The 26,084-nt window shown below is 25.1% G+C and carries 34 protein-coding genes and 2 tRNA genes; 21 read left to right on the forward strand and 15 right to left on the reverse strand.

What is annotated here, in order from left to right:
• Window positions 1-79: 79 nt before the first annotated feature.
• Complete coding sequence (locus tag AAHM88_RS01985) at window positions 80-2,200, reverse strand: PQQ-binding-like beta-propeller repeat protein (RefSeq protein ID WP_342263082.1); 2,121 nt, start codon at window positions 2,198-2,200, stop codon at window positions 80-82.
• A 237-nt stretch (window positions 2,201-2,437) separates the two neighbouring features.
• Between AAHM88_RS01985 and AAHM88_RS01990 the strand changes: the two genes are divergently transcribed.
• The 19 genes from AAHM88_RS01990 to AAHM88_RS02080 all read left to right on the forward strand — a co-directional run bounded on the left by AAHM88_RS01990 (window position 2,438) and on the right by AAHM88_RS02080 (window position 15,042).
• Window positions 2,438-3,820: an Mbov_0401 family ICE element transposase-like protein gene (locus tag AAHM88_RS01990; protein WP_342263083.1), complete on the forward strand. Its 1,383-nt coding sequence runs from the start codon at window positions 2,438-2,440 to the stop codon at window positions 3,818-3,820.
• Window positions 3,821-4,196: 376 nt separating this feature from the next.
• The gene (locus AAHM88_RS01995; RefSeq protein ID WP_342263084.1) at window positions 4,197-5,567 is read left to right on the forward strand and encodes a uracil-xanthine permease family protein; all 1,371 of its coding nucleotides are present in this window, start codon (window positions 4,197-4,199) and stop codon (window positions 5,565-5,567) included.
• 158 nt (window positions 5,568-5,725) lie between these two features.
• A tRNA-Asn gene (locus AAHM88_RS02000) sits at window positions 5,726-5,801 on the forward strand.
• A gap of 6 nt (window positions 5,802-5,807) precedes the next feature.
• Window positions 5,808-5,883 (forward strand) — tRNA-Glu (locus AAHM88_RS02005).
• Between the two features lie 334 nt (window positions 5,884-6,217).
• On the forward strand, window positions 6,218-7,243 hold the full coding sequence (locus tag AAHM88_RS02010) for a hypothetical protein (protein ID WP_342263085.1): 1,026 nt from the start codon (window positions 6,218-6,220) through the stop codon (window positions 7,241-7,243).
• Between the two features lie 141 nt (window positions 7,244-7,384).
• Window positions 7,385-8,236, forward strand: coding sequence for a hypothetical protein (locus AAHM88_RS02015; RefSeq protein WP_342263086.1), 852 nt, complete (start codon window positions 7,385-7,387; stop codon window positions 8,234-8,236).
• A gap of 500 nt (window positions 8,237-8,736) precedes the next feature.
• A complete protein-coding gene (locus tag AAHM88_RS02020) occupies window positions 8,737-9,063 on the forward strand; it encodes a hypothetical protein (RefSeq protein ID WP_338967359.1) in 327 nt (108 codons plus the stop codon).
• Between the two features lie 2 nt (window positions 9,064-9,065).
• Window positions 9,066-9,287, forward strand: a complete 222-nt coding sequence (locus AAHM88_RS02025; RefSeq protein WP_342223528.1) for a hypothetical protein — start codon at window positions 9,066-9,068, stop codon at window positions 9,285-9,287.
• The gene (locus tag AAHM88_RS02030) at window positions 9,287-9,448 is read left to right on the forward strand and encodes a hypothetical protein (protein WP_342262538.1); all 162 of its coding nucleotides are present in this window, start codon (window positions 9,287-9,289) and stop codon (window positions 9,446-9,448) included. Before AAHM88_RS02025 ends, AAHM88_RS02030 begins: the two co-directional genes overlap by 1 nt.
• Window positions 9,449-9,451: 3 nt before the next feature.
• The gene (locus AAHM88_RS02035) at window positions 9,452-9,682 is read left to right on the forward strand and encodes a hypothetical protein (protein ID WP_342262537.1); all 231 of its coding nucleotides are present in this window, start codon (window positions 9,452-9,454) and stop codon (window positions 9,680-9,682) included.
• An 11-nt stretch (window positions 9,683-9,693) separates the two neighbouring features.
• Window positions 9,694-9,828 carry a hypothetical protein gene (locus AAHM88_RS02040; RefSeq protein ID WP_342262536.1) on the forward strand — a complete coding sequence of 45 codons (135 nt, stop codon included), beginning with the start codon at window positions 9,694-9,696 and terminating at the stop codon, window positions 9,826-9,828.
• A 19-nt stretch (window positions 9,829-9,847) separates the two neighbouring features.
• The gene (locus AAHM88_RS02045; RefSeq protein WP_342262535.1) at window positions 9,848-10,090 is read left to right on the forward strand and encodes a hypothetical protein; all 243 of its coding nucleotides are present in this window, start codon (window positions 9,848-9,850) and stop codon (window positions 10,088-10,090) included.
• A 24-nt stretch (window positions 10,091-10,114) separates the two neighbouring features.
• Complete coding sequence (locus AAHM88_RS02050; RefSeq protein WP_342262534.1) at window positions 10,115-11,098, forward strand: hypothetical protein; 984 nt, start codon at window positions 10,115-10,117, stop codon at window positions 11,096-11,098.
• A gap of 6 nt (window positions 11,099-11,104) precedes the next feature.
• The gene (locus AAHM88_RS02055) at window positions 11,105-11,389 is read left to right on the forward strand and encodes a hypothetical protein (protein WP_338968736.1); all 285 of its coding nucleotides are present in this window, start codon (window positions 11,105-11,107) and stop codon (window positions 11,387-11,389) included.
• 2 nt (window positions 11,390-11,391) lie between these two features.
• The gene (locus tag AAHM88_RS02060) at window positions 11,392-11,640 is read left to right on the forward strand and encodes a hypothetical protein (protein ID WP_215826579.1); all 249 of its coding nucleotides are present in this window, start codon (window positions 11,392-11,394) and stop codon (window positions 11,638-11,640) included.
• A 21-nt stretch (window positions 11,641-11,661) separates the two neighbouring features.
• Window positions 11,662-12,054: a hypothetical protein gene (locus AAHM88_RS02065; RefSeq protein WP_342262533.1), complete on the forward strand. Its 393-nt coding sequence runs from the start codon at window positions 11,662-11,664 to the stop codon at window positions 12,052-12,054.
• Between the two features lie 43 nt (window positions 12,055-12,097).
• A complete protein-coding gene (locus AAHM88_RS02070; protein ID WP_342262532.1) occupies window positions 12,098-12,304 on the forward strand; it encodes a hypothetical protein in 207 nt (68 codons plus the stop codon).
• Window positions 12,305-12,319: 15 nt separating this feature from the next.
• Window positions 12,320-14,500 (forward strand): hypothetical protein, encoded by a 2,181-nt coding sequence (locus tag AAHM88_RS02075; protein ID WP_342262531.1) that lies wholly within the window; start codon window positions 12,320-12,322, stop codon window positions 14,498-14,500.
• 41 nt (window positions 14,501-14,541) lie between these two features.
• A complete protein-coding gene (locus AAHM88_RS02080) occupies window positions 14,542-15,042 on the forward strand; it encodes a hypothetical protein (protein ID WP_342262530.1) in 501 nt (166 codons plus the stop codon).
• A gap of 240 nt (window positions 15,043-15,282) precedes the next feature.
• Here the strand turns inward: AAHM88_RS02080 and AAHM88_RS02085 are convergent, their stop codons facing one another.
• Complete coding sequence (locus AAHM88_RS02085) at window positions 15,283-16,974, reverse strand: hypothetical protein (protein WP_342263087.1); 1,692 nt, start codon at window positions 16,972-16,974, stop codon at window positions 15,283-15,285.
• On the reverse strand, window positions 16,925-17,251 hold the full coding sequence (locus AAHM88_RS02090; protein ID WP_342263088.1) for a hypothetical protein: 327 nt from the start codon (window positions 17,249-17,251) through the stop codon (window positions 16,925-16,927). The genes AAHM88_RS02085 and AAHM88_RS02090 overlap by 50 nt, the downstream gene beginning before the upstream one ends.
• A gap of 195 nt (window positions 17,252-17,446) precedes the next feature.
• Here AAHM88_RS02090 and AAHM88_RS02095 point away from each other — a divergent pair, with 195 nt between their 5' ends.
• Together AAHM88_RS02095 and AAHM88_RS02100 are read left to right on the forward strand one after the other, a co-directional pair.
• On the forward strand, window positions 17,447-18,415 hold the full coding sequence (locus tag AAHM88_RS02095) for an Mbov_0401 family ICE element transposase-like protein (RefSeq protein ID WP_342262629.1): 969 nt from the start codon (window positions 17,447-17,449) through the stop codon (window positions 18,413-18,415).
• 233 nt (window positions 18,416-18,648) lie between these two features.
• Window positions 18,649-18,831 (forward strand): hypothetical protein, encoded by a 183-nt coding sequence (locus AAHM88_RS02100; protein ID WP_342262628.1) that lies wholly within the window; start codon window positions 18,649-18,651, stop codon window positions 18,829-18,831.
• A 640-nt stretch (window positions 18,832-19,471) separates the two neighbouring features.
• Here the strand turns inward: AAHM88_RS02100 and AAHM88_RS02105 are convergent.
• The 12 genes from AAHM88_RS02105 to AAHM88_RS02160 all read right to left on the reverse strand — a co-directional run bounded on the left by AAHM88_RS02105 (window position 19,472) and on the right by AAHM88_RS02160 (window position 26,060).
• Window positions 19,472-20,551, reverse strand: coding sequence for an integrase core domain-containing protein (locus AAHM88_RS02105; protein WP_342263089.1), 1,080 nt, complete (start codon window positions 20,549-20,551; stop codon window positions 19,472-19,474).
• Window positions 20,552-20,619: 68 nt separating this feature from the next.
• Window positions 20,620-21,099, reverse strand: a complete 480-nt coding sequence (locus AAHM88_RS02110) for a hypothetical protein (protein ID WP_342263090.1) — start codon at window positions 21,097-21,099, stop codon at window positions 20,620-20,622.
• Complete coding sequence (locus AAHM88_RS02115; protein WP_342263091.1) at window positions 21,092-21,475, reverse strand: hypothetical protein; 384 nt, start codon at window positions 21,473-21,475, stop codon at window positions 21,092-21,094. The genes AAHM88_RS02110 and AAHM88_RS02115 overlap by 8 nt, the downstream gene beginning before the upstream one ends.
• Window positions 21,476-21,478: 3 nt before the next feature.
• Window positions 21,479-21,724: a hypothetical protein gene (locus tag AAHM88_RS02120; protein WP_338967003.1), complete on the reverse strand. Its 246-nt coding sequence runs from the start codon at window positions 21,722-21,724 to the stop codon at window positions 21,479-21,481.
• Between the two features lie 9 nt (window positions 21,725-21,733).
• Window positions 21,734-22,060: a hypothetical protein gene (locus AAHM88_RS02125; RefSeq protein WP_342263092.1), complete on the reverse strand. Its 327-nt coding sequence runs from the start codon at window positions 22,058-22,060 to the stop codon at window positions 21,734-21,736.
• Window positions 22,061-22,073: 13 nt separating this feature from the next.
• Window positions 22,074-23,063: a hypothetical protein gene (locus AAHM88_RS02130; protein ID WP_342263093.1), complete on the reverse strand. Its 990-nt coding sequence runs from the start codon at window positions 23,061-23,063 to the stop codon at window positions 22,074-22,076.
• A gap of 30 nt (window positions 23,064-23,093) precedes the next feature.
• Window positions 23,094-23,333 (reverse strand): hypothetical protein, encoded by a 240-nt coding sequence (locus AAHM88_RS02135; protein ID WP_342262938.1) that lies wholly within the window; start codon window positions 23,331-23,333, stop codon window positions 23,094-23,096.
• 15 nt (window positions 23,334-23,348) lie between these two features.
• Entirely contained in the window at window positions 23,349-23,579 is a 231-nt protein-coding gene (locus tag AAHM88_RS02140; protein ID WP_338981367.1) for a hypothetical protein, read from the reverse strand.
• 391 nt (window positions 23,580-23,970) lie between these two features.
• The gene (locus tag AAHM88_RS02145) at window positions 23,971-24,204 is read right to left on the reverse strand and encodes a hypothetical protein (protein ID WP_342262939.1); all 234 of its coding nucleotides are present in this window, start codon (window positions 24,202-24,204) and stop codon (window positions 23,971-23,973) included.
• Window positions 24,188-24,727, reverse strand: a complete 540-nt coding sequence (locus AAHM88_RS02150) for a hypothetical protein (RefSeq protein WP_342263094.1) — start codon at window positions 24,725-24,727, stop codon at window positions 24,188-24,190. The genes AAHM88_RS02145 and AAHM88_RS02150 overlap by 17 nt, the downstream gene beginning before the upstream one ends.
• Before the next feature lie 67 nt (window positions 24,728-24,794).
• Window positions 24,795-25,628: a rolling circle replication-associated protein gene (locus AAHM88_RS02155; protein WP_342263095.1), complete on the reverse strand. Its 834-nt coding sequence runs from the start codon at window positions 25,626-25,628 to the stop codon at window positions 24,795-24,797.
• Between the two features lie 132 nt (window positions 25,629-25,760).
• On the reverse strand, window positions 25,761-26,060 hold the full coding sequence (locus tag AAHM88_RS02160; protein ID WP_342262942.1) for a hypothetical protein: 300 nt from the start codon (window positions 26,058-26,060) through the stop codon (window positions 25,761-25,763).
• Window positions 26,061-26,084 lie beyond the last annotated feature (24 nt).

Genomic DNA, 26,084 nt, shown 5'->3' on the forward strand with positions numbered 1-26,084 from the left:
TTACAAGAAATTTAAACTTGTTGTGCTTGTTTCAATTAAAGTTATTGTTCTAAATAGCTAATATCGTTTTTATAAAACCTTATACTATAATAGTAACTGTATTTATTCTTGCTGGCCCTTCTATCTCTGATGAAAAAAATGCTTCACCGTTAAATGTTATTTTATCATTGTTTTTATCTATAGTAATTTCATTGGGTAATAAACTATATTTTTGTAAAATTTGCATTACTTCTGTAATTGATAATGTAACTATTTGTTCTTTATTGTTATCATCAATTATTTTGGCAGTAATATTTCCTGTAATTTTTTGTTTTAAATTTAATATAACTTTAGATGTAATTATTCTTGCTGGATAAGTAATTTTTAATTTTTCATTGGGATTAAGTTCAAATTTATCAGCGGGTTCCTTAAAAATACTTAAAATCATTTCTTGTTCTTGTTTATTTGTGTTTGATAAATCAAATTCATTTGATAATACATTAATGATTTCAGAATTTTTATTATTTATATTTGTAAAATCTGTTAATTTCATTTCATCATCAGAATTTATGTTTCAACCATTTAATTTATTTTCTTGTTTTGTTTTAGTTAATCCTGTTGTAATTTGAAATACTAATTTTGATTTTGAATTATATTCACAAGCGGGTACATTAAATGATCTTGTATTTGGAGTTTTATTGATAATTTCTCTATCAGAACATACATTTTTAGGAACATTAGATCATAAAAATGAATTTTCTTGTTTTGTTATTTCAGTATTTGAAAAATTTAAATTATTAGTATCAATATAATTTATTTCCTTAAATTTTAAATTAGAATTTTCATCTCTAAATTTAAAAAATATTGCATTTTTAATTAATTCATTTAAATTAATAATTTTATTTTGTTCATTATTAATTAAATAATAGATATTTATAATATCATTATTTAAATTATTTTTTTCTTTTACTACAGCTGAATTATTTGTTTTATTAATAATTTCTAATTGTGATATATCTAAATCAGGATTTAAATAATTTAATTTATTTAAAATTGTATTATCAGAATTATTATTAATTTGTCCTAAATTTGAATTTAAATCATAATTACTGTATTCATAAACATTACCATCTGCCGAACCAAAGTATAGTTTATTATTCAACACTACACCAGAAGACTCAATTCATGAATTTGCTGTAATGACAACTTTTTGTTGTCCTGTTTCTGGATCATATTCATATACTTTATTATCACCAGCACCGAAGTATAATTTATTATTAAAAATAACACCAGAAGACCTTATATTTTCAGCATTATTTATTTTAATAACTATTTTTTGTTGTCCTGTTGTAGGATCATATTCGTAAACATTTCCGGGAGTATCTGAACCAAAGTATAGTTTATTATTCAATACCACACCAGAAGATTTTATAGAATTATTATTAATTGCTTCAAAAATAATTTTTTGTTCTTTTAAAATAGAATTATATTCATAAACATTACCATCATCTGAACCAAAGTATAGTTTATTATTCAATACCACACCAGAAGACCAAACTGCGCCATTTGTTGTTATAACTATTTTTTGTTGTTCTGTAACGGGATCATATTCATAAACATTATAATCTCATGAACCGAAATAGATTTTATTATTCAATATTACACCAGAAGAACGAATTAATCCTTTTGTTTTAATAGCAATTTTTTGTTGTCCTGTTGCAGGATCATATTCATAAACATGATTATCACTAGAACCAAAATAGAGTTTATTATTAAATACTACACCAGAAGACCAAATATTGCCATTTGTTCTAATGACAATTTTTTGTTGTCCTGTAGCAGGATCATATTCATAAACATTACCATCTGCCGAACCAAAGTATAGTTTATTATTCAATAGTACACCAGAAGACCAAACTTCGCCATTTGTTGTTATAACTATTTTTTGTTGTCCTGTTGCAGGATCATATTCATAAACATGATTATCACTAGAACCAAAATAGAGTTTATTATTTAAAATAATCCCATCAGATCGAATTGTTCCCTTTGTTGTAATGACAATTTTTGTTCTATTTATTTTATTATTTTGGTTATTACTCCGTTTTTGTCTTTTATTATTAATATTTTCTAATTTTTCTTTTTTATAAGGACTATTAGCAACAATTCCCGCTATTCCACTGCTCGCTATTATTGTACTTAATAAACTAAGCAACTTTTTCATGTTAATCAAATCCTTTTCGTTAATTTTTAATAATTAATAAAATTTACCAAACAATCAACATCCTTTCTCAAATTTGTACAGTCTAATTAATACAAATTAATTATAAACTATCAAATAATAATTTCTATTATTTTTTCAAAATATTGAATACTAATTCTAGAAAAACATTTATCTTTAAAAATAAACTAACAAAATTTAACTTTGTTAAATTTTCTCTACCAAGAAAGGTGATTTTTTATGTTAAAAATTAATAATAATGTAAAAACCTTAGAAAATAAGCATTGATTCAGTTTATTTATAACCCATAAAAATATGTACACCAATAAATGCGAGCAATTAGCTAATGAATATGAAAAATTAGATGAATACTTATATAAATATCATTATCGCTTAAAACAAGGTTATAAAGTAGTTCATTTTGCAACAAGAACGATTATTACAATTTTTGGTGAAGTTATTTTTAAACGACGCCGATATAAATATTGAAATCAAAAATCAGGCAAATTTGAATATGTATGTTTGTTAGATAAAGAAATTGGTTTATTGCCTAAACAACGCATTTATTTTGATGTCCAATTTAAAGTTTTAAGTCTTCTGGGTGATGGCAAACGCTATCGTGATGTTTTAGATGCTCTAAATCATTGTTATATTTCAAAAGCTAGTATTTCGAATATTTTAAATAAATATGATATTGCTGAATATTTTCAACTAGCAGAAAAAGAAACTAAAACTAGAATTGATGTTAAAAATAAGGATTTATATATTCAACTAGATGAGACATTTTTAGCGACATTAGATAAGAAAGTTAAACAAGACCAAAGAATTCGTTTAGTTACTTTTCATACCGGACATAAAGAAAAAAAATACAAAAATGCTCGCAGAGAATTAGAAAACAAACGAGGTCATTTTTTAATGTTAAAAGTTGGTAAACGAATAAATACGATGGATTATCGTGATTTATTAATTAAAGAATTACAAAAACATTATGTGAATATTAATTATGACAAAATAATTGTTTGTGGTGATGGTGATACTTGAATTAGGGAAATTGCCAATAGTTTTGGTAATGTTAGATATATTTTAGATGGTTATCATGCTATTAAAAAATTAAAACAAACTGCATTTAATATTATTTTTGAAAATCGCAAAGTAACACTAAATAGTTGAATTAAATTATATAAGGATGGAAATCATCAAGAATTAATCAAAAACATTCGTAATGTTGCTAAAAATGAATTAAATAAAGATATTAAAACAAATTTAAGAAAGGCGAGTAATTATTTTAGTAATAATAAGCATGGTATTCATAATCAAAATTTAGAATGAAATATTGGTTGTAGCATTGAAAGTGATGTATCGCATTTAGTAAAACAACAATTAGGATATGGGGCAAAAATATATAATCATAAGAATTTAAATAACCTATTACATTTAAGAATGGCAAATTTAAACAAATTAAATGTATTACATTACATTAATGAAAATATTAATTCAGAAATAGAAATCAGAAAAGAAATATATAAAAATTCATTATGAAATAAATATAATAATAAAAATGATGATAGTTGAATTAACTATAAAGGTAATGCTGTAACAAATAAATATAATAGATTTAAGTAAGTAAAAATATTAGTTAAAATTTAATAAAATTAATAATTTTTGTTGTGTAAAAATTCAATAATATGATAAAATGAAAAAGAATAAAAATGACAATAACAAGAAAGGCAGGGTTAGTTTAGTAATTAAATAATATAATTAGCTGATTGTTTTACTTCTTCAAAGCAATACCTAAGAAAACTAAACGCGACCCAATTAAAATATTATTTTGACATTTAAACGGATTAATGTTATCATTTATATTGGCGAAAAAAAAGAAAGGAGTTAATGTAATGAAAATGATAATAATTACCAATAATTCTTTTCTTAAATTAATTCCAGTTTTTAGCACTTAAATATTTATATTTAAGTGCTTTTTCAATATAGAAAGGAAGCAGATATGGCTCAAAATTTACTTTTAACAGCATCACAAAAACCGCAAAATTATTATCAATGGTTTTTATTTTCTTGTCAGCATGTTTTTGCAATGTTTGGTGCGAATATTTTAGCACCATTAGTTATCAATAATATTTCCGGTCAAATGATAATTACTACTTCAATGGCATTATTTGCTTCGGGATTAGGAACCTTAATTTATATATTAGTTACTAAGGCAAAAGTTCCAATATATTTAGGTTCTTCTTTTGCATATATGACAACTATAGGCACATTATTAAAAATAACGGATCGGACTAGCAATGGTTCTGTTTTTTTAGCGTTATTTTTTGTTGGTTTAGGATATATGTTAGTTGCTTTAATTATATATTTTATTGGTAATAAGTGAATTAATAAAATCTTACCACCCGTAGTAATTGGACCAATGATTATTATAATTGGTTTATCGGTGGCAGGAATTGCTATTAATAATTCAGGTTTAAATCCTCCAAATTGAGTAAGTGAAAAAGAGGTTTATCCTTACTGAATAGCAATTTTAATTGCAGGAATTACTTTATTGGCAATTATTAGTTTTAATATTTTATGTAAAGGAATTTTTAAGGTAATTCCGATTTTATTGGGAATGATTGTTGGATATTTAGTCGCATTAATATTTCATTTTAGTAGTAGTTATGAAATTATTAATACATCTTTACTTACAAATATTAATAATTGAAGCTGACACCCTTGAAATAAAAGTGTTTTTAAAGGAATTTGAAACATTGATAATAAAATATTAGTTACTGCTATTTTTAGTTTATTACCATTAATATTTATTACGATTGCTGAGCATATTGGTGATCATATAAATATTGGTCAAATTACAGGAAATAATTATTTAAAAAATCCAGGATTACACCGGACATTGTTAGGTGATGGTTTAGCTACTTCGGTGTCAGCAATTATTGGGGGGCCACCTAATACAACATATAGTGAAAATGCTTCGGTTGTTTCAATTACTAGAATGGGTTCTGTTTGGGTAACTGGTGGAGCGGCAGTAATCGCAATTGGGGTTTCATTTTTAGCTCCGGTTACGCAAATAATAACGATGGTTCCTAAACCCGTTATGGGAGGAGTAGGAATTGTTCTTTTTGGATTAATTGCTACTAATGGCATTAAAGTATTATTTGATAATCAAGTAAATTTAAATGATATGAAAAATATATTTGTTATTGGTATTATGCTAATTTTAGCCATTGGTCAAGCTGTTCTGAATATTGCAGATGGTTTAAGATTAACAGGTATGTCATTATCTTCAATTGTTGGTATTATTTTAAATTTATTATTGCATAGTAATTTATGAATTAAACTTAAAATTTTATTAAATAAGGAATAATCGTATTTAAATTTATTCTTGTGTTGTATCTTAAAGTTAGAATTATTGTAACTAAAAAATCCGGAAATTTAATAAATGCAAAATTGTTAAACTATGGCATTTTTAGTTGCAAAAAAATTAAAAGTAGATATAATTTAAAATGATTGAATTAAACAATTGCCTAGTTAGCTCAGTTGGTAGAGCAACCGGCTGTTAACCGGTAGGTCGTAGGTTCAAGCCCTACACTAGGCGCCATTTTAGGGCCCGTTGGTGAAGCGGTTAACACACACGCCTTTCACGCGTGCATTCACGGGTTCAAATCCCGTACGGGTCACCATTAAGTGATATAAATAATCTAACTTTACAATAAAGTTGGATTTTTTTGTTTTTATGATAATTTATTGGTGGTGTTATTTTATAGTAATTATTATATAATGAAACTATTGTAAATATTTAAGGAGTAAATTATGAGCAATAGTTTTTTAAAAAGCAATTGATTGTTAAGAACGCAAGACGATATTAGTGAAGTTAATTGATGCTACTAAAGTTATATATGAAATGTGAAAAAGAAACTTTGAATCAAGTTATAGCTTTAAGAAATACTAACCATACTAATACTAATAAGTTTTAGAAAGGGAAGATGTTAAAATTAATTTTTAGTGTGATAAAGGATGGAAAATTCATTAACAAATAAAATTCCTGTAGAAGTTGAATGTGCTATTAATGAAAATATTAATGTTATTTTTAATGGATTAATGCTCTCTGCAACTGATGAAAAATATTTAAATCTTTGATATCGGTACTGAGGTTTGTTATTAATAATTTTAAGTTTTATTGTGATGTTGCCGGTAATTTTTTTATCTTTTGTTTTTCAATGAGCAATGGCCATTCCTGTTTTTCTAATTATTATTACTATTATTTGTATATTAACTGGGATAACAATTTTATTTTTAAGAAATAAGGCTTGAACTAAGTTAATTAGTGCTTTTAATAATTTAGAAACATTAAGTAGTTTTTATTCATATTATACAAATATTGCTTATCCAGAAGTAGTTATTAGTGAAGTTAAAGCAGGACTCACTAATTTGCCAGTTAAACATCAGAGTTTCTATAATGATTTTTTTTATAAAAATACTTTTGTGGGTAAATATAAAGATTTTCCTTTTCAATTTGGAACTATTATTTATGAACATTTAACTACTAGCAGTGATAACAAAGGAAATTCTTATTTAAGAAGAACATATTATCGCAAGTTGTATTTAATTGCGAAAACAAAAGCAACAAATTTAATAACTACTGTTAATCGTGAAGATTTAAAAATTATTCGTTCGTTAAGAAAAAATAAAGATTGTTTTGAATCAGCAGAATTTGCCTCATTATTTAAATTACAAGATGATGATCCAATTAATTTAAGAAAACTTTTTACACCAATAGTTATGGAAAAATTAACAACAGTGGCTCTTGATAATAATAAGAAAATTCCGCAAATATTAATTAATAATGATGAATTTTCGTTTATATGAGATTTAGGTCCAGTTGCTAGTCCAAATTCCGAATTATTATGTTCTTTTCATAAAGTTCATTCTTTAAATCAAATTAGAAATGTTATTTTGGATAATGTTTATTATGATATTGAAATGGTTATAAAGTATTTGCGCTGGTTAGAAGCATTTAATGTTAATAATGAAAAAGGTTAAATTTTAAAATATAGTTGTTAGTGTAATGTACCACAGATGTTTTGCACAATCAATAAAAATCTTAAAAAAGGAGAAATTAATTTATTAATTTATGATAAGATGTAAGAATATAAATTTAAAATTAATAAAGGATAAAATATTATGAAAAAATTTCTAAGTACTTTAGGTGCAATTACATTAGTAGGAACAAATGTAACAAGTTTAGTTGCTTGTAATGGCAAATCTGAAACAAATAAATTACCACAACAAAATAATTTAGAGAGCTTATTTTATGATAAACATAATGTATTTTATAAATCAGCAATTTGAAATAATAAACTTTATGTAAGCGGGACAAAAGATGACGAAAAAAAGTTTTATGAATTAGATTTAGATGATCCGAATAAAAAACTTAATGAAATTGAAGGTATTAATGATGAAATTTGAAGTTTGCTTGTTGTAAATGATAAACTACTTTACATTGGAACAAAAAATTATGGTTTATATGTAATTGAGCTTAATGATTCAAAAAAACAACCTAAAAAAATAGAAGGAATAAGTAATTGAGTTGATAGTTTGCTTGTTGTAAATGATAAACTTTATGTTGGAGGAAGTGATGGTTTATATGTAATTGAGCTTAATGATTCAAAAAAACAACCTAAAAAAAATGATAGTATTCCAAATAATATTCCATATGAAAAAAATAGACTTGAAACGCTTTCTTCTTATAAAGATAATATTTATATTGGAATAGAAACAAAATATTTTGGAAATGAAGGTAAAATTTTTAAATTAAATACAAAAACTAATGATTTTTCTATTTTTAAAGAAAAAGATAACAATAACGATAATTTAAGAACTATTTATGTTTCATATGTTGTAAATAATAAACTTTACTTTCATACAAGAAATTCTTGATATTCTGATCCAGGAAATGGGAAATTATATGAATTAGATTTAGATGATTCCAATAAAAAACCTATAGAAATTAAAAACATTAATTGGGACGCATAAAGTTTTGTTAGGTAAGAAAAGATTTGAATAAGTATTAAGACAGTCAGCAATGATTGTCTTTTTATTTTATAAGGTGTTAAAAATTTGTTCTTTGAAAATTAAATACAAGTGAATTAATAATGTTGGTATGTATTAAAGCACGATAAATTGTGGGTGGTCGCCATAACCAAAAGAAGTTTACCAGTTGATAGATAACATCCTATTAGCTATAGCAATTTGTTTCATTTTGCAATAAAAAAATGAATGGGTGGATTTCCTAAAAATATACACGCTATTAAATTAGTTCCAAGGGTAGGATGCGGATGTTAAAGTGTAGAAATTTCTATATAGGGGTATATTAAGTTTAAAATTATTAAAATCTTTATCTAATTAAAAAAACAAAATTTACTAACAAAGCTTGTTAAACACTTAAATCTGCGATATATAAGTGTTTAAAAAACTGAGTCAACTAACTTAGTTAATGTAACTTAGTTTATAACAAATAAGAAAGGTAATTTATTATGAAAAACATTGAAAACATTTTCTTAAATACTAAAAAATATCTCTTAAAAGAAACACAAAACGCAATGTTTATTAAAGCACCTAAAATTCCATGATTTAATGAACAAATCGGCATTTGGTTTCCAAAGCGATTTGTTTATAAAGGAAAATATGAAAATTCGATTTGTATTGGAATAATAAAAGATAGTAAATATCAAGTAATTTCAATTAATCAACAAGAGCAAGAAACCAAATTAATTAAGGGACAAGAATTATTAGGCTTCTTCATTGCCGAAAAAGAAAACAACAAAAAGGATATAAATTATAACTATTTTAAAGGAGCTTAAAAATGAATATTGCAATTGGACTAATATTTATTATTATCAGCATCATGCTATTGGCATATTTTGCTTATAAAATTTATGCCAAAATAAAAATGCGAATTAAATATAAAAATGCCATTAAAAATAATACTGGTAATTTCACAAAAGACGAAAAAGTGTTTATTGCTCGCTTTGAAGAATGAGTTAAAACCCCTAATTCAAAAGAAAATAATGCGGATAAAAAATAATGTTTTGAGAAATTATTATGGAATTTTTAAAACTGTTTGTTCCGATAGAAAAAATGCCTGCACAAGTTGCGTTTATTGCCGGATTAATTATTATCATTACTTTTCTTTTCGCGTTAATTTCAATTATATATTTACCAATAAAAATGATTTTTGGGAGATAAAAAATGACAATAAACTTAAAAGAATTTGATTGAGAACAAATCAAACAAACTTTCTGAGATTTATTTATTCAAATTACAACTATTCCGGCTCATATTAGTGGTGATAAAGAAATTGATTTAACTCAAGAAACACTTTGGCTTTTAATAGCAAACATTGCTTTTTGATTCTTAACAGCGATTATGGTGTGATTTATTCTAATGCTACTTTGAAAAACCATATCAGTATTTAGATAGGGAAAAAATTAATGTCAAGAAGTTACATTGTGATGCATTCCCAAAGAAATTCAAAATTAATTAGGAAAAAATATAATCGTGTTAAGATTAATCGTGGTTTTAACAAATTTAAGAAAAATTTTGAATATAAATGATGAATGCTTTAAAAAGAAAGGGGGTGATTATATGATTGGAACTTTCTTAATAGAAGCACCAGCAGTAACAAAAATAACAGCTAGTGACGCAATGACTAAATTATGAAATGCGATTATAACGGCGTTTACTAAAATGTGAGAAATTATTGCTGTTAATATGCCACAAGTCGGTAACTTCTTTGCTGACTACTGAATATTCATTTTTCCATTTATTTTGGCAATATTCTTTATTTGCTTTAAAATGTTTGAAAAATTACTTGGAGCGGTACGCTAACAAAAAAATAAAGTGAGGTGCAAGATGAAATTTTGCAAATGAATAATAGAAAAAAATAACCATTTTATTGAATTAAATCGCACCTCATTTTTAATTTTATGACATTGAGGAGCAATTTGATATATTTACAACGGTTATTTTAAAAACATTGTAAGTTATTTATTTTTAGCAGGTTGTATTTTAATTTTCCTTTTTAAAATCAGTAATTTAACGCAAATTAACAAAGTTATTAATTTTTTAAAAAATTCACCATTAAACATCGTTATTGGTTCATTAGGAACTGGAAAAACTGCTTTTCTAGTATACGCATCAAAATTACTAAAAAAGAAAAAATATCATATCGCATCAACATTTCCATTACTAGAAACCCAAAAATTAAGTTTAGGGCATATGGGATTGTTAGACTTTGATTATCCAGTATTGCCTGACAAAACCTTGCTTTTGTGAGATGAAACCAATTTATTTTTAGAAGGAACCGATTGAGAAAAAAATAATACCAAAAACGAAGAAAGCGGTATTCAAGAATATTTCGCTCTGGCACGGCATTTTGGTCATATTGTGCTTGCTAGCGGTCAGAGAGATAAACATATTTGAGTTAAAGTTCGTGATATTGCCAATAATGTAATTGTGGGAATTCGTAAAAAACCCGTTAATATTTTTCGCCCCTACTTAAAAGTCATCTATGGTACCTTTACGAGCATTGAAGAATATGAACGCTGACGAAACACCTTAATCGATGCGAAAAATAGCAAAAAAGGTCGTCGCATTAAATATCGTGATATTCCTGAACTCGATATCTATTTTTTTAAACTAAAAATTCCTCTACCAATACTTAACACTTACAATTCTTTTTACCTAGCATTTTTAAGAGATTACTTAAATGCAAAAGTAAATCCTGATTATGAAGACAAATACTATACTGACACCGCAATTGATTTAGAAGACTTAGAATACTTAAAAATGGATAAATTTAGCAAATTTTTAAGAAAAATGAAAGAAAAGGAATAATAAAAAATGGAAAATCTCGCAAAAATGGCCGACTTTCTCGCTCAAATGCTTTATAAAGTTTTTGACTTAATTTGAAGTTTAGAAGTGCCGGGAACGAATATTCAACTAATATTTCCTCTATTCTTAACACTGGCTGTAGAATTTCTTATGGCAATTATTCTTGGATTTGGTAGTCAACAAGTTAATTTGGAAAAACAACGCCAATATGCGGTTAAAAATAAAGGTCGTTTAAGTGCCTGAGGAAAAGCTAAAAAACAAATAAAACCAATAAAAACAAAACAAGGGAACTAACAATGTTTAAACTAATTATTATTTTTATCTTAATAACTGTTCTTGGATTATTGGCTGGTAGTCATTTTGAAACTTTAACGAACTATATTAGCGAGGGACTTGCCAATTTCCAAAAGTTTATTACTAGCAATTTAACAATTTTAGAACTATTTAAACCAATGGCTCGGACATTTTCGCAACACCCAATTTTTACCATTCTTGGTGTCACTTGTGTACTTATTGCTTTATTTATTGTGATTAAAGGACGATAAAAATATGAAAGGAAAATTAAAATGAAGAAACTTTTAGGAAAATTATTTAAAAAAGATAATTCAAAAGAAAAAATGCCATTAAAATTAAGAATTAAAAATTCTTTTAAAAAGCAGTGGTTAAAAATAGTATTAAGTATCATTTTCATTTTTATAAGCTTATTACTTTGTGCATTAACAGCAATTGATACTAAATGAATAACTGGAACAAGTAACGAATTTAATGAGTTTATGAATAAAGAGATGGTTGATTTCTTTGGCAAGTTCAATAGTGGTATTATGCTAGCAGGAATATTTGTTTTTTGATGAGGCGGAGCAATATATTTTGCAATTAAATTTGAAAAATTCATCCGCTTTATTATTCAGAAAATTAAAGCAAAAAGAACCTTAAAAAATGAAATCAAACAAACTAATTAATTCTTTAAAAAAATATTGATGGAGAATTTTACCTTACATTTTTATGATTATTATCTTTTTTATTCCATTTTTAAAATTGGAAACTAATGATTTGAAATTATTATATGAAAAATTTGAAGTATTAATTTCACTTATGATACTAGGATATTTAGATATATGCATTACAATAGCAGTAGTTATAAACTGTAGCATTGAGTGACTTATTAAAAAAATCAAAACCAAAAGAACAATGAAAAATAAAATATTTTAAAAAGGAGTGATAAAAATGTTTATGAAAATATTTACCGTGTTAATTATTAGTTTCAATAACATTTTTACCATTCCCCAAAATATTAATAATGACGAAATAACAACACAATCACTAATTAGAAACAAAAGACAAAATAACCAAATTTACGAAAAAGAAGTTAAACTTGAAAATTTAAAAGAAGTTGAAATTGAGAATATTCAACAGCATCATGATGAATTAAAAATAATAATAAAAGTTCCTATAAATATAAATAAAAAAAATCTTGAAGAAGTACTTAAAGAAAGACCAAAACCAACAAATGATAAACTTGAATTTATAACTCCTGCTTTTTCAAAAAACAATGAAATAAGAAAAAATATTGAAGATTTAACAGGAAAATATGGCAAAATAATTAACCAAAATAACAATAGAAAAACATACAAAATCCAAAAGTTTATCCAATTAGAAATGACAATAAATTACTATGATCACTCAAGCGGATATAGAATAGAAATAAATCCTAGAAAAACATTTATCATTAAAACAGAAAAAGATACAACCGACATTGATTTGCCAGAAATAACCAAAAAATTTGATGGAAACCATAACTATAACGATGTTGTTGATAATCTTGATTATTTAATGATTCATCGCGGTGATTTTGACAAATTCAATTATTCTTATCTTTATTGAACACCAGTATTTAATTTCATTGACACCTTAGAAAAAGGTTATTACAAAGAATTTACGATTAAAAATCACGGCTTTAAAGACGAGAGCTATTTTTATCATAAGACTTCAACTATTTTACCAAATTCAGAAATAATCGACCCTACAAATGCAACCAAAATTGAAGTTATAAAAAAAATTAAAAAAAGACTTAATGAAAAAATTAACAATCTTGCTGGCGTAAATAATGCAATTGAAGGCATCGACTATAATACAGAAATTAAAGATAATGACAACAATTACTTAGACGATAGCACTACTTTTGATTTAACAACAGACAATGTCGCTGACAGAACATTTACCGTTAAATTCACCGCAATTGAAACGAGCACACAATTGCAAGGAACAAATACGATTAAAATGGTCATTCCGAAACAAGATGATAACAACGATAATGTCCTCAAAATTAAGGCATTTAATAAAACCCTAATTGCTGGAAATAACTATTTACAATTATTACACGGTGAAAATGAAATATGAAAATATGACACCACAAGAGCTAACGATTATTACCTAATTAAGTACCTTTTCGGAACCTTAAATTACCTCAATGTTAAATTTAGTTTTCTACGATATGACCCCGATTTAAAAAATGATATTTACCTATATTTTAAAAATAACATTCCTAGTATTAACAACAGCGATTACAAAAATGTTTTTGATGAAATCTATGAAATTCTTGGCAATTTCTTTGCTAGTTTATTTTATGCGACTTTTGATATGGACGAAAAAACTCATACCGAAATTGATTTTAAGGGTATAGAAAACTATAAGAAGGATTATTTTATTCAAATAGGTTTCTTTTATCGTTCATTAATTACCTTTTATCCCAAAAAATACTTAGTAAATATTATAGGAAACTCAGAATTATTACTAAGAAGTTATTTCTTTACTTTTGACAAAAAAATGCACCAAGAGAATTACAATGCTATTAACAATACCAATAGCATTTATCAAATTAATTTTAATGTCCTTAAATCTTACGACAATAAACTAATTACCTTGCCAACCAGCAAGACTGCTAACAGTATTAATTATCTCAATACCGATATTGATATTCGTTATGGTATTAATATTTTTACCTTAACTTTTCCACTTTATCACAAAGGTAATATTTCTAACTACAATTTTAAAATTTATGACTTTAATGTATTAAATTCAACAGCCTTTATCCCTGATGGTTCAAATAACAGTGAATGAGACGATTTAATTCCACCAGCAAATTGCAAATATTCGGGACGATGAATACCAACATTTAATGATATTGGTTGTGCCATTCAAAATGCTGGTATCAAAATGATAAACTGAATACTGACAGCGTCACAAATCATCACGATTTTACGACCATTAGCAATTATTGCAAAAGCAACAGTTAACTTTTCAACCGATATTTTTCCAGTTTTTAAAACAGTACCAGCTTTTTACTATACCTTCCAATTTTTAATCGGTTTTGCCATTTTTCTAATGATTTTAAGAATTTTCGTGTAATATATATATATATATATAGAAAAAATAAAGAAGTTAAAATTATGAAATTTTTAAATATACTAACTCTCTTGGAATTAGCAACATTATTCATAACTGGTTGTAATAATAAAACAAATAAATCAATAACACCACCAATGATTAAAAATCAAATTTATGAAAAAGAAGTTAAACTTGAAAATTTAAAAGAAGTTGAAATTGAGAATATTCAACAACATCATGATGAATTAAAAATAATAATAAAAGTTCCTATAAGTATAAATAAAAAAAATCTTGAAAAAGTACTTAAAGAAAGACCAAAACCAACAAATGATAAACTTGAATTTATAACTCCTGCTTTTTTAAAAAACAATGAAATAAGAAAAAATATTGAAGATTTAACAGGAAAATATGGCAAAATAATTAACCAAAATAACAATAGAAAAACATACAAAATCCAAAAGTTTATCCAATTAGAAATGACAATAAATTACTATGATCACTCAAGCGGATATAGAATAGAAATAAATCCTAGAAAAACATTTATCATTAAAACAGAAAAATAAGTTAACTAAATTTAAAAACTGTTAAAATTACTACCCTAAAAGGTGGTTGTCTATGATGACAATACTCTTAAACAACTAAGCAACTTTTCATTTTTTATATTTTAATAAAATAAGAAACCAGTAATTAATTAAAATTACTGGTTTGAATATTTTTCTTATTTTTCACAAGAAATTAAACATGGTGTACTTGCTCCAATTAAAGTTATTGTTCTAAATAGCTAATATCGTTTTTATAAAACCTTATACTATAGTAGTAACTGTATTTGTTTTTACCGGCCCTTCTCTTTCTGATGAAAAAAATGCTTCACCGTTAAATGTTATGTTATCATTGTTTTTATCTATAGTAATTTCATTGGGTAATAAACTATATTTTTGTAAAATTTGCATTACTTCTGTAATTGATAATGTAACTACTTGTTCTTTATTGTTATCATCAATTATTTTGGCAGTAATATTTCCTGTAATTTTTTGTTTTAAATTTAATATAACTTTAGATGTAATTATTCTTACTGGATAAGTAATTTTTAATTTTTCATTGGGATTAAGTTCAAATTTATCAGCGGGTACCTTAAAAATACTTAAAATCATTTCTTGTTCTTGTTTATTTGTGTTTGATAAATCAAATTCATTTGATAATACATTAATGATTTTAGAATTTTTATTATTTATATTTGTAAAATCTGTTAATTTCATTTCATCATCAGAATTTATGTTTCAACCATTTAATTTATTTTCTTGTTTTGTTTTAGTTAATCCTGTTGTAATTTGAAATACTAATTTTGATTTTGAATTATATTCACAAGTGGGTACATTAAATGATCTTGTATTTGGAGTTTTATTGATAATTTCTCTATCAGAACATACATTTTTAGGAGCATTAGATCATAAAAATGAATTTTCTCTTTTTGTTATTTCAGTATTTGAAAAATTTAAATTATTAGTATCAATATATTTTATTTCTTTAAATTTTAAATTAGGGTTTTCATCACGAAACTTAAAAAATACTGCTCTTTTAATTAATTCATTTAAATTAATAGCATTAATTTCATCTTTATTTTTAATTTTATAATTAACAGTAACTTCACCAAAATATTTACCATTGTCTTTTGCTTTAATTGTAGCTGATGTATCTGTTTTATTAATAATTTCTAATTGTGATATATCTAAATTAGGATTTAAATAATTTAATTCATTTAAAATAATTTCATCATTAATAATGTTATTAAACCGTAAATTATTTATTTGAATAATAATATTTAAAAGCATTTTAGTTTTAGTTATTGCAAATACATTACCACTTTTTTGTTCAATTATAATAGAAATAACTGCTTCATTTATTCCATTAATTTTAATTAAGTTTGATGAAGGTCTTGATTTAAAATATAATCCATCATCTGTTGCAAAATAAGTAGCACCAGCAACTGTAGACTTAATATTTCTGTCATGGATTGCAATATCATTAACTTGCCCTTTTATTTCGCTAATTTCTATAGCATCATAATTGTTTGGTTTATCTTCAATCAAATAAATTTTTTTATTTGCAGATATTGCGTAAGCTTCTCCTGTTGATTGAGAAATTATAATGCGATTAACCTTGTTATTTATTCCATTAATTTTAATTAAGTTTGATGAAGGTCTTGATTTAAAATATAATCCATCATCTGTTGCAAAATAAGTAGCACCAGCAACTGTAGACTTAATATTTCTGTCATGGATTGCAATATCATTAACTTGCCCTTTTATTTCGCTAATTTCTATAGCATCATAATTGTTTGGTTTATCTTCAATCAAATAAATTTTTTTATTTGCAGATATTGCGTAAGCTTCTCCTGTTGATTGAGAAATTATAATGCGATTAACCTTGTTATTTATTCCATTAATTTTAATTAAGTTTGATGAAGGAAGGTCTTGATTTAAAATATAATCCATCATCTGTTGCAAAATAAGTAGCACCAGCAACTGTAGACTTAATATTTCTGTCATGGATTGCAATATCATTAACTTGCCCTTTTATTTCGCTAATTTCTATAGCATCATAATTGTTTGGTTTATCTTCAATAAAATAAACTTTTTTATCTAAATTTTTTAAATTATTTGTTTTTAAATAACTGATTTCACTTTTTGTTGAAGTTAGAGCGTTTCCGACAATTCCTGACATTCCGCTTCCGGCCATTGTTATTGTGCTTAATAAACTGAGTAATTTTTTCATATTAATTAAATTCCTTTCGTGAATTTTTACTAATTAATAAAATTTACAACACCTTTTCCTTTCTCCAAATCCTAATCTGCAATTTCTTTACTTTGGAATCTCATTATAAATCATCAAATAAGAATTTTTATCATTTTTTTCGGTTTATTGAATACTAAAATTTGTTAAAGTTACTATCAAGAAAGGTAATTTATTATGTTAAAAATTAATAATAATGTAAAAACCTCAGAAAACAACCATTGATTTAGTTTATTTACAACCCATAAAAATATGTACATCAATAAATGCGAACAATTGGCTAATGAATATGAAAAATTAGATGAATACTTATATAAATATCATTATCGGTTAAAACAAGGTTATAAAGTAGTTCATTTTGCACCAAGAACAATTATTACAATTTTTGGTGATGTTACTTTTAAACGACGCCGATATAAATATTGAAATCAAAAATCAGGTAAATTTGAATATGTATGTTTGTTAGATAAAGAAATTGGCTTATTGCCTAAACAACGCATTTATTTTGATGTCCAATTTAAAGTTTTAAGTCTTTTGGGAGATGGTAAACGGTATCGTGATGTTTTAGATGCTCTAAATCATTGTTATATTTCAAAAGCTAGTATTTCAAATATTTTAAATAAATACGATATTGCTGAATATTTTCAACTAGCAGAAAAAGAAACTAAAACTAGAATTGATGTCAAAAATAAGGATTTGTATATTCAACTAGATGAGACATTTTTAGCAACATTAGATCAGAAAGTTAAACAAGACCAAAGAATTCGTTTAGTTACTTTTCATACCGGACATAAAGAAAAAAATTACAAAAATGCTCGTAGAGAATTAGAAAACAAACGAGGTCATTTTTTAATGTTAAAAGTTGGTAAACGAATAAATACGATGGATTATCGTGATTTATTAATTAAAGAAGTACAAAAAAATTATGTAAATATTAATTATGACAGAATAATTGTTTGTGGTGATGGTGATTCTTGAATTAGAGAAATTGCGAACAGTTTTGGTAATGTTAGATATATTTTAGATGGTTATCACGCTATTAAAAAATTAAAACAAACCGCATTTAATATTATTTTTGAAAATCGCAAAGTAACACTAAATAGTTGAATTAAATTATATAAGGATGGAAAAATCATCAAGAATTAATCAAAAACATTCGTAATGTTGCTAAAAATGAATTAAATAAAGATATTAAAACAAATTTAAGAAAGGCGAGTAATTATTTCAGTAATAATAAGCAAGGTATTCATCATCAAAATTTAGAATGAAATATCGGTTGTAGCATTGAAAGTGATGTATCGCATTTAGTAAAACAACAATTAGGCTATGGGGCAAAAATATATAATCATAAGAATTTAAATAATCTATTACATTTAAGAATGGCAAATTTAAACAACTTAAATGTATTACATTACATTAATGAAAATATTAATTCAGAAATAGAAATCAGAAAAGAAATATATAAAAATTCATTATGAAATAAATATAATAATAAAAATGATGATAGTTGAATTAATTATAAAGGTAATGCTGTAACAAATAAATATAATAGATTTAAGTAAGTAAAAATATAAAATTAATATATATTAGTGAAAATTTAATAATATTAATAATTTTTGTTGTGTAAAAATTCAATAATATGATAAAATGAAAAAGAATAAAAATGACAATAACAAGAAAGGCAGGGTTAGTTTAGTAATTAAATAATATAATTAGCTGATTGTTTTACTTCTTCAAAGCAATACCTAAGAAAACTAAACGCGACCCATTAATTGTTCGGTTTGAAGTTTAATTGCTATAAATGATAAACTTTATGTTGGAGGAAGTGAGGGCTTATTTGTAATTGAGCTTAATGGTCCAAAAAAACAAGCAAGAAAAATTTTTAGTGAAGTTATTAATGATTCAATAACCTCGCTGATTATTGATAAAAAAATTATGTATATAACAGCAAAAAATAGAAATATATGAAAATGATTAATTAAATAAAAATGAAAATATTTTATAGCAATTAAGATTGCTATTTTTTATTTTTGTAAAAAGAATATGAAAGTAATGTATCAAAAAACTACTTAGTTTATTCGGTGTGTTTTTGTTGTCACGCGAAAGTACAATGCCATTATCTAATTGTAGTAATATGTAGAAAATAATAATCCACATTTACCAAAAAATAATTGAGATAATGATTTAAAAGTTAAGAGGGAATTAATTTATAAAATTTTGTAGTATTTGAAATGGAGTTTTAGTATTTAATGCCGAATGACAGCGTTGAAAGTTGTAATAGTAATAATATTGATTTAAGAAATGTTGAAGTTCATTTTGATTTAGTTTTTTATCCTTAGCATAAAATAATTTGGTATAATGTTGATGGAATCGTTCAATCTTCCCATTAGATTGAGGCGAACGAATCGGTGTGGTTTCGTGAATAATTCCATTTTTTGAAAGAAAGGTTGTAAAAGGCCTTTCTTTTACTTTGTATGCTTTTTTATTACTTCAATTAGTAGTAGTAAATTCTGGAGCATTATCAGTGCGAAGGCGTTTAATTGTTATGCCAAGTTCACTAAAATCTTTCATTGCTCTTTGCACAGCGTTAATCGCGTTATTGGTTCCTAAACTATCATAAACATAACCAAATACTATGCGTGTTATTTCGTCAATGAAATCATAAATATAATACTTTTTATCAACTGGAAAATTTGATGTAGTAATGATTTTGGCATCCATTTGTAAAAGACCAATCTCGGAAACTTCATAACGCTTAAAATGGCGTTTTGTTTGTTTGATTTGTTGTTTTAATTCTTTTCAACGAGAGTCAGATTTAATTCAGCGATAAAAAGTTTTAATATTTTTCGGAATTTCTAAATTTTTAATATCGTAAAAACCCATTTTTAAATTGTTAAATAAAGACCACATTCCACCAGCTTGGATATTTCTATAATCAAAATATAAATCGCATATTTTTTCACGAGAATTTAAATCATATTGATAACTAATTTTGTTAGGTTTTGTATATTTGAAAATTAAACTATTAAAATCATCATTTTGATAAGCGATAAGAATTTTATTAGCTCATTGATAAAATGTATTTCGTGTACTGTGAAAATGCTTTTTTACTAATTTATTTAAAGTTATTGGTTCTAAATAAAATTGATTACATAAATTTAAATAACTAGTAACTCGTTTTTTAGTTTTGTGATAATGTTTGTGGTTATAAATTGTTCTTAATCAACTTTGTAATTTTGCTTTTAAATCTGCTAAATCACCTTGAGAAATAATATATTTCATTTTTAAACTCCTTAAATTAAGAAAATCGTATTTTGTATATACGATTTTCAAAAATATTTATTAAATTACTAATTTTTATTAGGCATTTCCGCTGAGAAAAAGATTAAGGAATAAGGACTTAAATTTCTTAATTTAATCACAATATCAACTACTTTTGGAATAGTATAAATTTTTTTACTACCAATAGATTGAAAGGTTCCATATTTTTGAAAAAAATCTTTTATAGGTAGAAAAGTTTGACTATCCATAAAAAAAGGCAAACGATTAGGATAATTTTTATTTTGATTTTTAACATCATTAGGTAATTCAATATCAAATTTAGATAAATCAAAATAAACACCAGAATCAAGAACAAGAGTAATGTTTAATAAACTAGAAAATTGTAATTCACAACTATCTCCACATTGAGTAGGATTGGTTGCTCGTTTTTGTCGCTTCATAAAGAATTGTTCCATATTAGGTTTTGGTGGTTGTTTTGTATTAAAGAACGCCCCTAATGGTACCAAACCAATAAACATTACAATAAATCAAGAAATAATCTTATGCATCTCATCACGCCTTAAAACTCTCTTTTATTACTTTAAAAGCATCAGAAAATTTATATTGACTATGTTGCGGACATTCACAATTAGTAACTTGCATTTGATGCTTTCTAAAAACTTTATTAAAGTAATAACCCCTAATAAATAACTTAATAGCAGTTATTAACAAATAAACCATTAATAATCAAAAATACACTTTAAGAACTACATTTTGAAAATCAAATAATATAAAATCTTTAAAAAATTCATCCCCTTTAATTTGAAGAGCCGTTAAAAATATTCAAATTATAATAACAACACTATGAAGTATAATAAAAAAATGTATAAAACCTAAAACGCTTTTAAATCATTTAATACCTAATATTTTCTTTAATTTTTTCATTTTTTAACTCCTTAAAATTAAATATATTGTTGATAAAATACAAATCGTTCCTAAAATTTGGAAAATCGGATGTTGAGAAAATAACCTTATCATTGGTTTAAACAAATCTAAAATTTTAATATTATTTGATAGAACTTTATTAAAATATTCTAAACCCTCACGCACATAGGCTCATAAACCTAAAAAGTCATTTAAAGCAAAAATAGAAAAAACAGCAACAAGAATAAATAAAATTATCAATTTAAACATTTTAAAAACCTACCTTTTTATTCGCCGTCCGTGTTGGTTAATTCACGGTCTGTTTTTAGAACTATTACCACTAAATTTCTTAATTGGACCACTAGATGATTGTTTCTTAGTTCCTCAATTAGCAACTGATTTTTGGTATTTTTTACGAAAACCAACTTTTGGTCGTTCAATATGAATACCTAAAATGCCACCAATTACAAGATTTATCACAAGCATAATTAGCGGAAAAATAATAATGCGAATATCTGTTCCAGGAATGGTTAAAGTTCAAATTAAATCAAAAACTTTATAAAACATATCGCCAATCAAACTAGCCATTTTTTCTAAGTTTTCCATTTTTTAAACTCCTTTACTTGTTTTTCTTCTTCAGATTATTTTTTAACTTAGTAAGTATCTTACTGAATTTTTCCATTTTTAAGTATTCTAATGCTTCAATATCCATTACATTATCATTTCAAAATTTATGTTGATAATTATCGTTCAAAGCACGATTACTTAATTCACGCAAGAATGATAAATATTTATTATCATAAAGATTTAAAATTGACATCGGAATTTTCAATTTAAAGAAATAAATATCTAATTCCGGAATGCTACGATACTTGATTTTGCGACCTTTTTTATCATTTTTTGCATTAATTAGAGTTAATCGTCATTGTTCGTATTCGCTTACCGATTTAAAAGTGCCATAAATAACTTGTAAATAGGGCCGGAAAATACTAACTGGTTTTTTTCTAATGCCAACAATTATTGAATTCGCAATATCACGAACTTTAACCCATATATGTTCAGCTCGTTGTCCGCTTGCTAATACGATATGGGTAAATTGCCGTGCTGAAGCAAAATATTCTTGTAAACCTTGAGTTACCCTATCATTTTCTTTATAGTCAGTACCTTCAAGAAATAAATTAGTTTCATCTCATAACAGCAAATGCTTTTCTTCTAATATCGGATAATTATAATCTAATAAAGACATATGCCCTAATGAAAGCATTTGTTTATCAGTAATCGGAAAAGTAGAAATCGTTTTTCAACCACTTAATAAATAAGAAGCTAAAACCATTAAAGCAGTTTTTCCAGTCCCTAAGGCACCAATAACTAAATTTAAAGGCGAATTTAATAAGAAATTAATAAAACTACGACGAGCAAAAAAATGAGAAATTTTAGTATATAAAATATACAAAGCAATTAATAAATAAATAATATCAAATAACATTCGCCAACTTTGGGGATTATAATAATACAAAATCGCACCATAAAATCACGCAATAATAAATAAAGTGCGATTTAAAGCAACAAAATCATATAATCTTAAATTTATTTTTTTAAACAACAACATCTCTAAATCACACTTTCTTTATTTTTATTACTATCTGCCGGGCATTAATTTTTCAAACATTTTGAAAGCAATTAAAAATAAACCAATAATCACGCCAAGCAAGAAAACTCAATATGTAGCAAAGAAATTAACGACATTTGGCATATTACCACCAATAATATCAGTTCAAATATTACCGAACGCTTTAATTAATGCTTTTCATAAGTTAGTAACCGCTTGTTCACCAGTAATAGCTACTGCTGGTGCTTCTGTTAAGAAAGTTCTAATCATACAATCACCTCCTTTCTAAACAAAATATGATTTAACCTTATAAAATAAAATAACCATAAATAAGACAATGAATACTAATACCATTCAAAAGGCAATGTTTGCTATTAAAAGTCAAAGTAGTTCTTTGGTTAAATCAATTTCTTTACCAGAAACTCACGCCGGAATAACTTTAATTTGAATAAATAAATCTCAAAAATACAATTTTGTCATTTCTCAATCTAAATCTTTTCAAGCAACTAAAAACATAATAATTACCGCTTAAAAGGTCAAAAGAGTAGAAAAATAATGGCTGAAAACAGCATTACAATTATTAAAATTGAAAACAAAAATACAACTTGGGGCGGTAAATCAGCGGTTGGATAAATTAATTCAATTAGCTCAATAATTATTTTTTTAAACATTTTCTAAACCTACTTTTTAATTTCTTTTTCATCTTGTTCTAACAAATTTCGTTTAAACTTTGCAATAAATATTCGTTGTGCATAAGTAAAATCTTTTGGTAGCTGTTTTGCTTCACTACCATATTTCTTTTTATCTTTAAAAAACCGATAAATATTAACCGCAATATAGTATGCTAGTAATAATGTTAAAATCGTAAAAAAACACTAATCCAAAAATACTCATTTTTCTTTTCTCCTTAATTTTCTAATTTTTTAGTACACAAATTATAAGCACGAATATCTCAATCATAACTATTTTTCTTTATTCAAGCTCGAACACAAACTCACTTTTTACCATTTAAATCAGTTCTAATTAAATGAATGACATTTTTACACGCTCAAAATCTTTGTTGTAATCCGGTTTTTTTATTAATAGAATATATAAATTCTCGATGATAATTTTTATCTTTTAAATTAACTCATATTTTCATTTTTTAACTCCTTTAATTTTCTACAAACAATTTGCTTAGGCAAAACATTATGACAAATATAAGCAGTTTCACTTGGTGGATTTTTGCAAACTATACCATTATAAGCAATAAATTTTATTCTTTTATCAAAAACTAATAACTCACACTGATCTATTTTTTCTCTAATTGGTTTTAAAGCAATACTTACTAATGGTATTAACATCGCAAACGGTTTACCTAAATTAAATAAATGTTCTATTACTTGCTTTCTTTTACTAAATGGAGGGTTAGAAATAATATAATCATATCTATCCACATCACTTTTAATGTAATTAAAGAAGTCAATTCCGTCGTCAATATGACTATTCCAAACTTTATGTCCATTTTTTTCTAAAACACATACAAATTCACTATCAATTTTATCAAAAGGACATAAAATAGTACTATTAGGTTTTAAAAATTCTAAAATTGGTTTAATCGCATATTCCTGTGTATATCATTCATCATTAACATTAATTTTATTTAATAAATTAGAATTTAACATAATTAACTATTAATTCCTTTCTCTAATTATTTCTAATTTGTCATTCGCTACTTTTAATTCTTATTTTTTAATTCATTTTTCTTAGTTGATTTCTAAATCTTAAACTTTCTAACGAAGCATAATTTTTACTCTCAAAACCTACATAATCAATATTTTTAAATTCATAAATTACCCCACACATTTTAGTTTTAAACTTGTTAACTGCTGATTTTAAGTACTTTACAAATTCAGAATTTATGGTGCGATTAACAATATTATTCAAAGTATCGGTAAATACTTGTTTTCTAGTAATAGGATTTTGACAGTTGTAAGAGAATTGATAAGCCTTGATATTTAAGTCATACTGATTTAATGATTTTTCATTCAAGACATTTTTAGTAATATATTTAGAACAGTATTTAACAACTGCTTCATTAGTATCTTGTTTAACAACCAAATTTTTATTCAACCCATAAGGTCAGTGTTTAAGAACTAATTTATTTGGTATTTTTTTATCAAGTAAAATATGAAAATGTATAGCCCCTCTTTGTTGATATTCATATGTATAAAAATATTTAATTTCTTTATTCTTTTTTTTAAAATAATATTTTATATTTCTAAAAAATTTTTTTAATTCTTTTTTACATTTTTTAACATCTGTTTCATTTAACTTATAAGTCAAAGTTAAAAATGTAAGTTCTTTAACTGAAAAATTATGATATGCCTTTCTAACAGCACTACATTTAGCACGCACATTACTATTTAACATTTTGGTTTCTCGTTCGCCTTTATTCTTTAAGCCACTAACATTACGAGTATTTGCTTTAATGCGTTCTAAAGGCATAATAACATTACGAATGTATTGACCGTAATAAATGGTTTTCATATAAAAATCAGTCGGATTTTGAGCTTGTAAATTCATATTTTTTGCTCCTATTTTAGGTTTTCGTTCAGTTGTGTTATTTAATCAAGTAATAGTCGGCTTCGCCGACTACCCGCTAGCGGGCGGAGCATACGCTTTCCGCACCGCTTCGCAGACCAAGATGTTTATCAATTAACTGGACAAGTTTTTTTGATTTTTTGATAATTCAATTTTTTGCAAGTTAACTATTTTGGGGTTTTTATCAAAAGTTAATTCGCAACTAAAAAATGATTTAACATTTTCTTTTAACAGTTTATAAATTTCTTGTTGTTCTAGATTGTTATCATCAATTCATAAGGCTTTTTGTTCGCCGGTAGGCTCAAATAAGTCATTTTCATAACGCAAAAATTCGGCAGAATATCCTGACATAGTAGAACCATCTTTGTTTTTAAATATTTTTCTTTTTATACTAACTAATTTAACTTTAAACATTTTTTAAACTCCTTTTATTTTTAT

It is taken from the genome of Spiroplasma endosymbiont of Dromius quadrimaculatus, assembly GCF_964031155.1.
Lineage (GTDB): Bacteria > Bacillota_I > Bacilli_A > Mycoplasmatales > Nriv7 > Nriv7.